The 12,926-nt window shown below is 71.9% G+C and carries 12 protein-coding genes; 2 read left to right on the plus strand and 10 right to left on the minus strand.

Translation table 11 applies throughout. The features are described from left to right. Window positions 1–52 precede the first annotated feature (52 nt). The 10 genes from ruvB to pgsA form a co-directional block, all read right to left on the minus strand. Window positions 53–1,141 (minus strand): Holliday junction branch migration DNA helicase RuvB, encoded by a 1,089-nt coding sequence (gene ruvB / locus ACZ60Q_RS30070; protein ID WP_469640719.1) that lies wholly within the window; start codon window positions 1,139–1,141, stop codon window positions 53–55. Between the two features lie 29 nt (window positions 1,142–1,170). Continuing rightward, window positions 1,171–1,797 carry a Holliday junction branch migration protein RuvA gene (gene ruvA / locus ACZ60Q_RS30075; protein ID WP_469640720.1) on the minus strand — a complete coding sequence of 209 codons (627 nt, stop codon included), beginning with the start codon at window positions 1,795–1,797 and terminating at the stop codon, window positions 1,171–1,173. Beyond that, complete coding sequence (gene ruvC, locus ACZ60Q_RS30080; RefSeq protein WP_469640721.1) at window positions 1,794–2,399, minus strand: crossover junction endodeoxyribonuclease RuvC; 606 nt, start codon at window positions 2,397–2,399, stop codon at window positions 1,794–1,796. Before ruvC ends, ruvA begins: the two co-directional genes overlap by 4 nt. A 174-nt stretch (window positions 2,400–2,573) precedes the next feature. Further along, the gene (locus tag ACZ60Q_RS30085) at window positions 2,574–3,326 is read right to left on the minus strand and encodes a YebC/PmpR family DNA-binding transcriptional regulator (RefSeq protein ID WP_469640722.1); all 753 of its coding nucleotides are present in this window, start codon (window positions 3,324–3,326) and stop codon (window positions 2,574–2,576) included. Window positions 3,327–3,387: 61 nt separating this feature from the next. After that, window positions 3,388–3,981 (minus strand): pyridoxal 5'-phosphate synthase glutaminase subunit PdxT, encoded by a 594-nt coding sequence (gene pdxT / locus ACZ60Q_RS30090; RefSeq protein ID WP_469640723.1) that lies wholly within the window; start codon window positions 3,979–3,981, stop codon window positions 3,388–3,390. A gap of 6 nt (window positions 3,982–3,987) precedes the next feature. Next, window positions 3,988–4,908, minus strand: a complete 921-nt coding sequence (gene pdxS / locus ACZ60Q_RS30095; protein WP_469640724.1) for a pyridoxal 5'-phosphate synthase lyase subunit PdxS — start codon at window positions 4,906–4,908, stop codon at window positions 3,988–3,990. Window positions 4,909–5,052: 144 nt separating this feature from the next. Continuing rightward, entirely contained in the window at window positions 5,053–5,601 is a 549-nt protein-coding gene (locus ACZ60Q_RS30100) for a hypothetical protein (RefSeq protein WP_007457915.1), read from the minus strand. Between the two features lie 55 nt (window positions 5,602–5,656). Beyond that, the gene (locus tag ACZ60Q_RS30105) at window positions 5,657–6,817 is read right to left on the minus strand and encodes a glycosyltransferase family 4 protein (RefSeq protein WP_469640725.1); all 1,161 of its coding nucleotides are present in this window, start codon (window positions 6,815–6,817) and stop codon (window positions 5,657–5,659) included. Further along, a complete protein-coding gene (locus ACZ60Q_RS30110) occupies window positions 6,814–7,737 on the minus strand; it encodes a phosphatidylinositol mannoside acyltransferase (RefSeq protein ID WP_469640726.1) in 924 nt (307 codons plus the stop codon). Before ACZ60Q_RS30110 ends, ACZ60Q_RS30105 begins: the two co-directional genes overlap by 4 nt. Further along, window positions 7,734–8,444 (minus strand): phosphatidylinositol phosphate synthase, encoded by a 711-nt coding sequence (gene pgsA, locus ACZ60Q_RS30115; protein ID WP_469640727.1) that lies wholly within the window; start codon window positions 8,442–8,444, stop codon window positions 7,734–7,736. Before pgsA ends, ACZ60Q_RS30110 begins: the two co-directional genes overlap by 4 nt. Before the next feature lie 393 nt (window positions 8,445–8,837). Between pgsA and ACZ60Q_RS30120 the strand changes: the two genes are divergently transcribed. Both ACZ60Q_RS30120 and ACZ60Q_RS30125 read left to right on the plus strand, forming a co-directional pair. Continuing rightward, the gene (locus ACZ60Q_RS30120; RefSeq protein WP_469640728.1) at window positions 8,838–11,063 is read left to right on the plus strand and encodes an elongation factor G-like protein EF-G2; all 2,226 of its coding nucleotides are present in this window, start codon (window positions 8,838–8,840) and stop codon (window positions 11,061–11,063) included. Window positions 11,064–11,216: 153 nt separating this feature from the next. Beyond that, window positions 11,217–12,887, plus strand: a complete 1,671-nt coding sequence (locus ACZ60Q_RS30125) for a hypothetical protein (RefSeq protein WP_469640729.1) — start codon at window positions 11,217–11,219, stop codon at window positions 12,885–12,887. Window positions 12,888–12,926 lie beyond the last annotated feature (39 nt).

Below are 12,926 nucleotides of genomic sequence, written 5' to 3' on the forward strand. Positions count from 1 at the left end.
AACAACGCCCAGCATGGCACCCGGGTTCCTGTGCACGCGAACCTGTGACCCATCACGCCCCGAACAGGCCCTGTTGTCCCTTTGCTCCGTGCTGCGGCGGGATCAGTCCCAGATGCGCCCAGGCCGCCGGGGTGGCGACGCGGCCTCGCGGGGTCCTGGCCAGCAGTCCTTCCCGTACGAGGAAGGGCTCGGCGACCTCCTCGACGGTCTCCCGCTCCTCCCCCACCGCGACCGCCAGCGTGGACAGGCCCACCGGGCCGCCACCGAAGAGCTTCAGCAGGGCTCCGAGGACGGCACGGTCCAGCCGATCGAGTCCACGGGCGTCAACCTCGTACACCTTGAGGGCGGCCATCGCGATCTCCCGGTCGACCGTGCCCTCCGCCTTGACCTGGGCGTAGTCGCGGACGCGGCGCAGCAGGCGGTTGGCGATACGGGGGGTGCCGCGGGAGCGTCCGGCGATCTCGGCGGCGCCCTCCACGTCGATGCCGACGTCCAGGAGACGGGCGGAGCGGTGGATGACGCGCTCCAGCTCGGCGGGGGCGTAGAACTCCATGTGCCCGGTGAAGCCGAAGCGGTCGCGCAGCGGAGGCGGGAGCAGCCCGGCCCGCGTGGTGGCCCCGACCAGGGTGAAGGGGGGCAGTTCGAGCGGGATGGCGGTGGCGCCGGGGCCCTTGCCGACGATGACGTCGACCCGGAAGTCCTCCATCGCCATGTAGAGCATCTCCTCGGCGGGCCGGGACATGCGGTGGATCTCGTCGAGGAAGAGGACCTCGCCCTCCTGGAGGGAGGAGAGGATCGCCGCGAGGTCGCCGGCGTGCTGGATGGCGGGGCCCGAGGTGATCCTGATCGGGGCGTTCATCTCCGCCGCGATGATCATCGAAAGAGTGGTCTTGCCGAGGCCGGGGGCGCCGGAGAGGAGTACGTGGTCGGCGGTGGCGCCGCGGGCGCGGGCGGCCTTGAGGACCAGGTCGAGCTGTTCGCGGACCTTCTCCTGGCCGACGAACTCCTCCAGGTCCTTGGGGCGCAGCGCCGCCTCGACCGCGGTGTCCTCGCCGTCGAGATGGCCGGCGTCGACCAGCCGGTCGTCGAGGACCGGGCCGGTCGGCTCGTCGGTCTCGGGTCCGGTCTCGTCCCAGTTCATCAAGGGCCTCTTCGGTCGTTCGGTGCAGGTCAGCGTGCGCGGTTGAGAGTCTGCAGGGCGGCCCGCAGCAGCTGCGGCACGGGGGGTGCGGTGCCTTCGGCGACGGCGGCCTCGGCCTGCGGGGCGACGGCGTTGACAGCTTCGTCGGCCTCGCGGCTCGCGTACCCGAGGCCGATCAGGGCGGCCTGGAGCTGGTCACGCCAGCCGGAGGTGACGGGGACGCCGACGCCCTGCTGGCCGATGTGCGCGCCGACCGGTTCGCCGAGCCGGTCCTTGAGCTCCAGGAGCAGCTTCTGCGCACCCTTCTTGCCGATGCCGGAGACGGCGGTCAGCGCCTTCTCGTCGCCGGTGGAGACCGCGAGGCGCAGGGCGTCGGGACTGTGGGTGGCGAGCATCGCCTGGGCGAGACGGGGCCCGACGCCGCTGGCGGTCTGGAGGAGCTCGAACACCTGCCGCTCGTCGTCGTCCCGGAAGCCGTACAGGGTGAGGGAGTCCTCGCGGACGACCAGCGAGGTGGCGAGCCGGGCCTCCTTGCCGACGCGCAGGTCGGCGAGGGTGTGCGGGGTGCACTGGACCGCCATGCCGATGCCACCGACCTCGATGACGGCCGTGGTCGGGGCGAGGGCGGCCACCGGGCCGGAGACGAAGGCGATCATGCGGTGCGGCCTTTCAACGAGCGGGACGTGCCGGGAGCCCCGGGCGGGCGGGAGGCGCCGGCCGCCCCGGGCGTGCGGGAGGCACCGGACGTGCGGTGGGCGGCGACGGCCTGCTGGAGCCGGTTCTGCGCGGGGGCGCGCCAGATGTGGCAGATGGCCAGGGCCAGGGCGTCGGCGGCGTCGGCGGGCTTGGGCGGGGCGTCCAGTCTCAGCAGCCGGGTCACCATGGCTCCCACCTGGTCCTTGTCGGCGCGGCCGGATCCGGTGACAGCCGCCTTGACCTCGCTGGGGGTGTGCAGGGCGACGGGGATGCCGCGGCGGGCCGCGCAGAGCATGGCGACCGCGCTGGCCTGGGCGGTGCCCATCACGGTGCGGACGTTGTGCTGGGCGAAGACGCGCTCGACCGCGACGAATCCCGGGGAGTGTTCGTCGAGCCACTGCTCGATGCCGCGCTCGACGGCGAGGAGCCGGTCGGCGAGCTCGGCGTCGGAGGAGGTGCGCACGACGCCGACGCCGATCATGGTCAGGGGTCTTCCCGCGACTCCTTCGACCACGCCTACGCCGCACCGGGTCAGCCCCGGGTCAACGCCCAGAACCCGCATGGAGCCCCCTGTCCTCAGCCCGCCACCGGAACGCGCCGCGCCCGCTCGATCATCTGTTCCCGCAGGCTATCGGCTCGCACTGACAATCCGTCGCAACCGCAGGACGACGGGCCGACGGGGAGTACCCCGTCGGCCCGTCGCACAGGGGCCGTGTCCGCCCTGTCGGCCGTGCCGTCAGGCGTCGACCTTCTCCATGACCTCGTCGGACACGTCGAAGTTGGCGAAGACGTTCTGCACGTCGTCGCTGTCCTCCAGCGCGTCGATGAGCTTGAAGATCTTGCGGGCGCCCTCTTCGTCCAGCTCGACCTGCATGGTCGGGAGGAAGTTGGCCTCGGCGGAGTCGTAGTCGATGCCCGCCGCCTGGAGCGCGGTGCGCACCGCGACCATGTCGGTGGCCTCGCTGACCACCTCGAAGGTCTCGCCGAGGTCGTTGACCTCCTCGGCGCCCGCGTCGAGGACCGCGCCGAGGACGTCGTCCTCGGTCAGCTCGCCCTTGGGCACGATCACGACGCCCTTGCGGTTGAACAGGTACGAGACGGATCCCGGGTCGGCCATGGAGCCGCCGTTGCGGGTCATCGCGACACGTACGTCGGACGCGGCACGGTTGCGGTTGTCGGTGAGGCACTCGATGAGCACCGCGACACCGTTGGGGCCGTACCCCTCGTACATGATCGTCTCGTAGTCGGCGCCGCCCGCTTCGAGACCGCCACCGCGCTTGACCGCGGAGTCGATGTTCTTGTTCGGGACGGAGCTCTTCTTGGCCTTCTGAATGGCGTCGACGAGCGTGGGGTTGCCGTCGGGGTCCACGCCGCCGGAGCGCGCCGCGACCTCGATGTTCTTGATCAGCTTCGCGAAGAGCTTGCCGCGCTTGGCGTCAATCACGGCCTTCTTGTGCTTCGTCGTAGCCCATTTAGAGTGGCCGGACATCTGCCTTCTCCTTCGCGTCACCAAAATCGAGTCGAACCCGAGAGATCCTACCGGGGTCCGCTCAGTTCACCGCGCGCACCATGTCCACGAACAGAGCGTGTACGCGATGGTCGCCGGTCAGTTCGGGATGGAACGAGGTGGCGAGGGCGTTTTTCTGCCGGACGGCGACGATATGCCCGCCGTGTTCGGCGATGACCTCGGTCCCGGCCCCGACGGACTCGACCCACGGCGCGCGGATGAACACACCGTCCACCGGGCCGCCTTCGACGCCGCCGACCTCGACCGCGGCCTCGAACGACTCGTTCTGCCGGCCGAAGGCGTTGCGGCGCACGATCATGTCGATGCCGCCGACGGTCTCCTGGCCCGAGCGGGGGTCGAGGATCTTCTCGGCCAGCAGGATCATTCCGGCGCATGTGCCGTAGACCGGCATCCCGGCCCGGACCCGCTCGCGGAGCGGCTCCATCATGCCGAAGAGCACGGCCAGCTTGGACATGGTGGTGGACTCGCCGCCCGGGATGACCAGGCCGTCCACCTCGGCGAGTTCCTCGGGGCGCCGGACCGGCCTGGCCAGGGCGTCCGCCGAGGCCAGGGCGATCAGATGCTCCCGTACGTCGCCCTGGAGAGCCAGGACGCCGATCACAGGCGTGTCGCTCATCAGTGGTTACCAGCCGCGGTTGGCGTAGCGCTCGGACTCGGGCAGCGTGTCGCAGTTGATGCCGACCATGGCTTCGCCCAGGTTGCGGGAGGCGTCCGCGATGACCTTCGGGTCGTCGTAGAAGGTGGTGGCCTTCACGATGGCGGCGGCGCGCTTGGCCGGGTCGCCGGACTTGAAGATGCCGGACCCGACGAAGACGCCCTCGGCGCCCAGCTGGCGCATCAGCGCCGCGTCGGCCGGGGTGGCGACGCCACCGGCGGAGAACAGCACGACGGGCAGCCTGCCGAGCTCCGCGACCTCCTTGACCAGCTCGTAGGGGGCGCGGAGGTCCTTGGCGGCGGCGTACAGCTCGTTGTTGTCGAAGCCGCGCAGCCGGGCGATCTCGTTCTTGATCTGGCGCAGGTGGCGGACCGCCTCGACGACGTTGCCGGTGCCGGCCTCGCCCTTCGAGCGGATCATCGCCGCGCCCTCGGCGATACGGCGCAGGGCCTCGCCCAGGTTGGTGGCACCGCAGACGAAGGGGGTCGTGAAGGCGAACTTGTCGCTGTGGTTGACCTCGTCGGCCGGGGTGAGGACCTCGGACTCGTCGATGTAGTCGACGCCGAGGGACTGAAGCACCTGGGCCTCGACGAAGTGACCGATGCGGGACTTGGCCATGACGGGGATGGAGACGGCCCCGATGATCTCCTCGATCATGTTGGGATCGGACATCCGGGCCACGCCGCCGTCCTTGCGGATGTCGGCCGGGACCCGCTCCAGGGCCATGACGGCGACGGCGCCCGCGTCCTCGGCGATCTTCGCCTGTTCGGCGTCGACGACGTCCATGATCACGCCGCCCTTGAGCTGCTCGGCCATGCCGCGCTTGACGCGGGCGGTGCCGGTGGCGGGGTACTCGGCGGACTGCGGGGTGCTGGGAAGCGTGGACACGGGACCTCACTCGGTGAAAGACGCTGGATACTGCAGAGCCGAGCAAACGCCCCGGGACCAGTCCACAGCAAGGGCCAATGGACAGGCCGTGGATCATTTTGGCCCTGAAGCGATCCCGGCTCGATCGCTGGATCGATCCCCGGCTCAGGTGCCGGGGCGGTCCGCGAGGGCCACCGGCGGTGCGTCGTCCATCTCGAAGGCCAGCGGGAACGGCGCGTGCCCGGCCAGCCGGAAGAGCCGGACGGTACGGTGCCGGCGCAGCGCGCGGGCGGCGCGTACGGAGTCGTTGTGGAAGCGCCGGGCCATGGGGACGCGGCGTACGGCGGCGGCCAGTTCGGTGGCCGCCTCCTCGCCGCCGGGGATCTCCTTCACCGCGTCGACCTGGGCCGGTTCGCCGAAGACGGCGCGCAGGGCGGTGCTCAGTTCGCTCTCGGCGACCTCGCGGTGGTCCTCCTCTGCCTGCCGGGCGGCGTGCGCGGCCTCGTACAGGACGATCGAGGCGGCCGGGTCCAGGACGCCGGAGGTGGCCAGCTCCTGGGTCACCGAGGCGCGGCGCAGCAGTTGGGCGTCGAGGGCCGCGCGGGCGGCGTCGATCCGGGAGTGCAGGCGGTCGAGCCGGCCGGCGGTCCAGCTGAGGTACACGCCGACCGCGATGAGGGCGACGACGATCCAGACGATGAGGGTTACGGTCACGGGCCCACACGCTACCGTCGCCGGGGGCCCCCGCTTCAACAGGAGGCCCCCGGGCTCAGTCCCGGGCCAGCCCGAACCGGGCCCGCAGCCCGGAGCGTTCGTCCGCCGCGACCGAGGCGGCCCCGTCGGTCACCGTCTCGTACACCGCGAGGATGTCGGCCCCCACCGTCGCCCAGTCGAAGCGCCGTACGTGGGCCTCGCCGCGCTCGCGCAGTCCGGCCCGGCGCTCCGGGTCGCCCAGCAGCCGGATCGCGGCGGCGGCCAGCGCGTCGGCGTCCTCGTTCGCGAACAGGTCGCCCGCCGCGCCCTGGTCCAGGACCTGCGCGAAGGCGTCCAGGTCGCTCGCCAGCACCGGAGCACCGGCCGACAGCGCCTCGACCAGGATGATGCCGAAGCTCTCCCCGCCGGTGTTGGGGGCCACGTACACATCGACGCTGCGCAGCAGCCGGGCCTTGTCCTCGTCGCTGACCATGCCGAGGAACTCGACGCGCTCGCGCAGCTCCTGGGGCAGGGTGGCCACCGCCTCCTCCTCGTCGCCGCGCCCGGCGACCAGCAGCCGGGACCCGGGGTGGGCGGCGAGGATCGCGGGCAGCGCCCTCATCAGGACGGGCAGACCCTTGCGGGGTTCGTCGATGCGGCCGATGAAGCCGAGGGTCCCGCCCTGCCATTCGGCCTTCGGTTCGGCCTTGGCGAAGAAGCCGACGTCGACGCCGTTGGGGATGACGACGGCGTCCCCGCCGAGGTGCTCGACCAGGGTGCGCCGGGCGTACTCGCTGACCGCGATCCGGGCGCTGATCTTCTCCAGCGCGGGCTGGAGGATCGGGTACGCGGCGATCATCGCCCGGGAGCGCGGGTTGGAGGTGTGGAAGGTGGCCACGATCGGCCCCTGCGCCGCCCAGCAGGCCAGCAGACCCAGCGACGGGGACGTCGGCTCGTGGATGTGGATGACGTCGAAGGTGCCGTCGTGCAGCCAGCGCCGTACCCGGGCCGCCGACAGGAAGCCGAAGTTCAGCCGGGCGACGGAGCCGTTGTACGGGACGGGGACGGCCCGGCCCGCCGAGACGACGTAGGGCGGCAGCGGGGTCTCGTCGTCGGCGGGGGCGAGGACGGAGACCTCGTGGCCGAGCCGGATCAGGTGTTCGGCCAGGTCCCGGATGTGGAACTGGACGCCGCCCGGTACGTCCCAGGAGTACGGGCAGACGATGCCGATCTTCACGTGGGTTCCCCCCGGGAGTCCAGGTCGTCCAGCCAGAGCCGCTGGAGCATGTGCCAGTCCTCCGGGTGCTCGGCGATGCCGCCGGCGAAGGCGTCGGCCAGTGCCTGGGTCATGGCGGAGGTCTTCTCGGCGCGGTTGCCCTCTTCCGGCACCTCGACCGCCGGGTGGATGCGCCCCTTCATCACCGACGTGCCGTCGTACCAGAGGGTCACCGGCATCAGCAGCGCGCCGGTCTGCAGGGCGAGCAGCGCCGGGCCCGCGGGCATGCGTGCGGTGGCGCCGAAGAACGACACCTCGGCGCCGGACGCGGACAGGTCCCGGTCCGCCACCAGGCAGATCAGGCCGCCCGCGCGAAGCCGCCGGGCCAGGGTGCCGAAGGCGGCGCCGCCGCTGTGCGGCAGGACCTCCATGCCCAGGCCCTCGCGGTAGGCGACGAACCGGTCGTAGAGCGTCGCGGGCTCCAGACGCTCGGCGACGGTGGTGAAGGGGATCTTCAGGTCGGTGGTGACCCAGGCGCCGGCGAGGTCCCAGTTGGCCAGGTGCGGCAGGGCGATGATCACGCCCTTCCCGGCGTCCAGGCCCTCGGTCAGATGGTGGACGTCGGCGATGTCGGTGCTGTCCTTGATGCGCTCCGGGCTCCAGGTGGGCAGCCGGAAGGACTCCATCCAGTAGCGCATGTAGGAGCGCATCCCGGCCCGCGACAGCTCCGCCAGCCGCTCCGGACCGGCGTCGGGGACGACCCGGGCCAGGTTCGACTCCAGGCGCAGCACGCTCTTGCCGCGCCGCTTCCACACCTGGTCGGCGATAGTGCGGAAGAGCCGGGCGGCGGCGGGTTCGGGCAGCTTCTTGACGGCACCCCAGCCCAGTCCGTACAGCCCGTCGGTGAGCCGCCCCTTCAGGGCGGACGCGTCGGCGCTCACCGGTCGCCCCCGCTCCCCTGACCGGCCTGACCTGCGGAACCGGCGGCGGACGGGTCCGCTCCGGTCGACCCCGCGGCGGCGTCCGCCTCGGCGGATTCGCGGCGTACGGTCACCATGCGCTGGATCAGCGTCACCAGGCTGCCCGCGGCGACGATCCACAGGGCGATCGGCAGCAGGACGTCGATACCGGGGACGCCGAACGTGTGCAGTCCGGCGAGGCCGGCGGCGACCAGCGAGATCACCAGGCGCTCGGCGCGCTCCACGAGGCCGTTGACCGCGACCGGCAGGCCGATCGACTCGCCGCGTGCCTTGGTGTACGAGACCACCTGGCCGCTGGCCAGGCAGAAGATCGCGACGGCGCACAGGATGTTGTCGTCGCCGCTGCCCGCGTACCAGAGGGCGAATCCGGCGAAGATCGCCCCGTCGGCGACCCGGTCCAGCGTCGAGTCGAGGAACGCGCCCCACCGGCTGGAGATCCCGGCCTGCCGCGCCATGTTGCCGTCGACGAGGTCGGAGAAGACGAAGACCGTGATGACGATCGTGCCCCAGAAGAACTCCCCCATGGGGAAAAAGACCAGCGCACCCGCCATCACTCCGGCCGTGCCGACGAGAGTGACCGCATCGGGGCTGACCCCGAGGCGGAGCAGCAGAGCGGCGAACGGTGTGAGGACACGCGTGAAGAATGCACGCGCGTACTTGTTCAGCATGGCCTTCCCGAGGGTTCGGTTCGCCGAGCGGCCCCTTCGGCCACCGGCTGGCCCATCGTAGTCACCGCCGGTGCCTTCCACCGGACGGGCACCCGCCGCCGGGTGTCGGGCGGGCTCCCCGCCCGGCCCGGCCCGCGCCCGTGCGCGACACGGGGGTCGTAACCGTGCGCGATGCCGGAACCGTGCGGGGGCGCGATGCCCGTGCCGTGCCGTGCGCGCCGTCCGAACCGTGCCGTGCGTGACGTATGGACGAGGCCGCGTCGCGGTGCCAAGCTCGAAGGACCGCGGGCGTCGCCGAAGCCGCCGCGGCGGCCTCCCCGTGCCCGTGACCACCGCTGCTCCGCGCGCGGTCGCCCTCCCCCGCACCGCGCCATCGACCGGGAGGCACGCACCATGGGCGACAAGGCACACGCACACACCGGTGCCGCCGAAGGAGTACCGACGGCCGGCCACCCATCCGCCGTACGGAACGTGGTGCTGGTCGGCCCCAGCGGATCGGGCAAGACCACGCTGGTCGAGGCCCTGGCCCTGACGGCGGGAGCCGTGAACCGGGCCGGGCGGGTCGAGGACGGGGCGACCGTCTCCGACTGCGACGAGATCGAGCGGCGCCGACGGCGTTCCGTACAACTCTCGCTGGTCCCGGTGGCCTGGGACGGCTGCAGGATCAATCTGCTGGACACCCCCGGCGACGCGGACTTCGTCGGGGAGCTGCGGGCCGGTCTGCGCGCGGCGGACGCGGCCCTCTTCGTCGTCTCGGCGGCCCAGGACGCGGCGTCCGTGGCCGCGACCACCCGGGCCGCCTGGGAGGAGTGCGCGCTCGTCGGCATGGTGCGCGCGATCGTCGTGACGCACCTGGACACCGCCCGCACCTCCTACCGGGAGATGAACCGGATCTGCGCCGAGGCCTTCGGGGGTGAGGACCCCGACGCCGTACTGCCGCTGTACCTGCCCGTACTGGGGCCCGAAGGCGCCGACGGGCACGCACCGCTGACCGGGCTCACCGGGCTGCTGAGCCGGCGGATCCTCGACTACTCCTCGGGGGAACGCGCCGAGCGGTCGCCCGCGCCCGACCAGGAGGAGCCGCTGCGGGCGGCCCGGGACCGGCTGATCGAGGGGATCATCGCCGAGAGCGAGGACGAGTCCCTGATGGACCGCTATCTCGACGGTGAGGACATCGACGTGGCGACCCTGATCGGCGATCTGGAACGGGCCGTGGCCCGGGGCTCCTTCCACCCGGTCCTCACGGCGGCCCCGGCGGCCGAGGGCGCCCGCCAGGGCATCGGCACCGTCGAACTGCTGGAGCTGATCACCCGCGGCTTCCCGACCCCGCTGGAGCGCACCCCGCCCGCCGTCACCACCCCGTCGGGCACACCGCGGCCCGCCCCGGTCTGCGATCCCGGGGGCCCGCTGGTCGCCGAGGTCGTCAAGACGGCCTCCGACCCGTACGTGGGCCGTATCTCGCTGGTCCGCGTCTTCTCCGGCACCCTGCGCCCCGACGACTCCGTACATCTCTGCGGCCACGGCCTGGACGCGACGGGGCACGCGCCGCGCCCCTGTCACGAGGCGGAGATCCGCGTCGGGGCGCTCACCTCGCCGTTCGGCCGCCGGCAGCACGCCCTGGACCGGTGTGTCGCCGGCGATCTGGTGTGCGTGGCCCGGCTCGGCGGGGCAGAGACCGGCGACACGCTCTCCCCGGCCGGCGACCCCGTCCTGATCGAGCCCTGGTCGACGCCGGATCCGCTGCTCCCGCTGGCCGTACGGGCGCATGGCAAGGCGGACGAGGACACGTTGTCGCAGGGCCTGGCCCGGCTGGTCGCCGAGGACCCCGCGCTGCGCGTCGAACAGAACCCGGACACCGGTCAGGTCGTCCTGTGGTGCCTGGGCGAGGCCCATCAGGAGGTGGCGCTGGAGCGGCTGCGCGGCCGCTACGGTGTCCAGGTCGACGCGGAAGGGCACCGGGTGCCGCTGCGCGAGACGTTCGCCGGGCGGGCCGCCGGGCGCGGACGGCACGTCAAGCAGTCGGGCGGGCACGGCCGGTTCGCGATCTGCGAGATCGAGGTGGAGCCACTGCCGCCGGGTTCGGGCATCGAGTTCGTCGACAAGGTCGTCGGCGGTTCCGTGCCGCGTCGGTTCATTCCCTCGGTGGAGAAGGGCGTGCGGGCCCAGGCCGCCCGGGGGCTGGCCGCCGGGCACCCCCTGGTCGACGTGCGCGTCACGCTGCTGGGCGGCAAGGCGCACTCGGTGGACTCCTCGGACGCCGCCTTCCAGACCGCCGGGGCGCTCGCGCTGCGCGAGGCCGCGTCCGACGCCCGTATCCAGCTCCTGGAACCGGTGTACGAGGTGGGCGTCCTGGTCCCCGACGCCTACGTGGGCCCGGTGATGAGCGATCTCTCGGGGCGGCGGGGCCGGGTCGTGGGCACCGAGCAGCGTCCGGGCGGGCGCACCCTCGTACGAGCCGAGGTGCCGGAGATCGAGGTCGGCCGGTACACGGTGGACCTGCGCTCCCTGTCGCACGGCACCGGCCGCTTCGACCGCGCGTACACCCGGCACGAGGCGATGCCGCCGCAGGTGGCCGACCGGGTCCGCGCGGAGCGGGCGGACGGGTCGCCCGGCGCGTGACCGGCGCACTGTCGCACACACCGTCCGACGCGCTCCGGTGACCCATGGTGGTGTGATCCGGACGATACGCTGTGGTCGCAGCTCAGAAGGTATGCCGCGTACGGTAGTTGGGCACACCGCAGGGAGCAGACGTGCGGCGAGTGGGGGCGACAGGTGGCCAACGACGGATTCGACTTCTCACCCGGGGCCCAGATCCCGATCCAGGGCTCGGGCGGCCAGACCGTGGCGACCAATGCCCTGGCCTCGGCGGCGTATCGGGACAGTCCGGTGGAGACGATCCTCGACGCCAACAGCGAGTGGCACAAATCGGCGGTGAAGGCGGGCTCCTCGAAACTCTTCAAGTCGGACTTCTTCAAACCGAATCTCGGCGAGGCGTTCGCCCGTGCCGTCCAGGAGCGGACGCTCGGGGGCGCCCGCAAGGCGCTCATCCAGTCCTTCGGCACGGACCCGCAGACCGTGGTGGAGCACTGCCTGTCGGCGAACAACCTGCGCAAGGCCCGTGACACCCGACTCACCCTGGTCACCGTGGTGTTCGGCGTTCTCTTCCTGCCCGGCATGCTGGCCTGGGTGATCGCCTTCCGGGTCCGGGAAGCGCTCAACAAGTCCAAGGACACGGCGTTCCGCGCGGTCGGCACCGTACTCCTGGCCGCCTTCGGGATCGGCGCGCTGGTCCTGGTGGTCAAGCTCCCCCTGGACGGGCTGCTCTCGCTCTACGTCCGGGGCGCGCTCATCGCCCCGGTGATCGGCTGGCTGATCGCCAAGCGGATCGCGGAGACCTCGGCCAAGGACATGCGGGCCCGCTGGGAGGGCCTTCTCTCCGGCACCGGGGTGATCGCGAAGATCCCGGAGGCGGTGCCGAAGAACCCCAACGAGACCGCCCGCGAGGCCCTGCGGCAGGGCCTGGAGAAGCTGTCGGCCGAGCAGCAGTCGAACGCCGTCTTCTATGCCGGGCCCAAGGGCGTCCTCGGGATGGGCACCCGTTGGGGCAGCTGGCAGCTGGCCGAGGAGCTGCTCCCCAAGGACCCGACGAAGGAGATCCACCAGTTCCGCAGCTGGGACCTGATCCGGATCATCCACGACCAGCTGAAGATGCTGGAGCGCGGACCGCTGAACACCGGCGGCTTCCCGAAGCCGGCCGTGAAGCACTGGGTCGTCTCGCCCATCGGGGAGAACGCCGACTCCGTGACGCGCCCCGAGGGGGAGGACGTCGCCACCTTCCAGGTGAAGCCCCACGAGATACAGCGGATCTGCAATCACCAGCAGTTCGGCAGCGGTGACCGGCACTATCTGGGCGTCCAGTTCACCCTGTGGGACGGCCAGCTGGTGATCACCATGATGATCACCGTCACCGTGCTCCACGAGACCCTGCGCATCGAGGTCACGGGCCACGCGCTGGGGCCGGTGCACGGTCTGTTCCTCTCCAAGCCGGCGGCGAAGACGAAGACGGTCAACAAGACCGTCCGCTTCTGGGAGACCCGGGACATCCAGCTGGCGCTGGTGGACGCCAAGGAGGTCGTCCGGCTCGCCCTGCGGGCCCCCCTCACCTGGTATCCGCCGCTGCTGGACTACCTGGGCGGGAAGATAGTGCTGCCCGAGCCGTTCGGGCTGCGGCACGCGTGGGCGGCCAAGCCGTGGAACCACCGCTTCATGGCGGACGACGCGATGCGTGCCGCCACCCCGGTACTGCGGGCCGTCCACACGGCGGCGATGCGCGTCCTCACGGAGAACGGCGTCGACACGGAACGCTTCGACAACCGCTCGATGATACTGAGCGGCCTCGTCCAGGACCCGGCCCCGCGCAAGGCCGACGTCTACGACGCGTAGAACAGGGAAGGGGGAGACCCTGCCGGGCCTCCCCCTTGC

It is taken from the genome of Streptomyces sp. NPDC104313, from assembly GCF_055583985.1.

Bases quoted from the DNA above. Each gene is read 5' to 3' on its own strand.
- ruvB (WP_469640719.1), bottom strand. From the start codon at position 1,141: ATGAACTGGGACGAGACCGGACCCGAGACCGACGAGCCGACCGGCCCG.
- ruvA (WP_469640720.1), bottom strand. From the start codon at position 1,797: ATGATCGCCTTCGTCTCCGGCCCGGTGGCCGCCCTCGCCCCGACCACG.
- ruvC (WP_469640721.1), bottom strand. From the start codon at position 2,399: ATGCGGGTTCTGGGCGTTGACCCGGGGCTGACCCGGTGCGGCGTAGGC.
- ACZ60Q_RS30085 (WP_469640722.1), bottom strand. From the start codon at position 3,326: ATGTCCGGCCACTCTAAATGGGCTACGACGAAGCACAAGAAGGCCGTG.
- pdxT (WP_469640723.1), bottom strand. From the start codon at position 3,981: ATGAGCGACACGCCTGTGATCGGCGTCCTGGCTCTCCAGGGCGACGTA.
- pgsA (WP_469640727.1), bottom strand. From the start codon at position 8,444: ATGCTGAACAAGTACGCGCGTGCATTCTTCACGCGTGTCCTCACACCG.
- ACZ60Q_RS30120 (WP_469640728.1), top strand. From the start codon at position 8,838: ATGGGCGACAAGGCACACGCACACACCGGTGCCGCCGAAGGAGTACCG.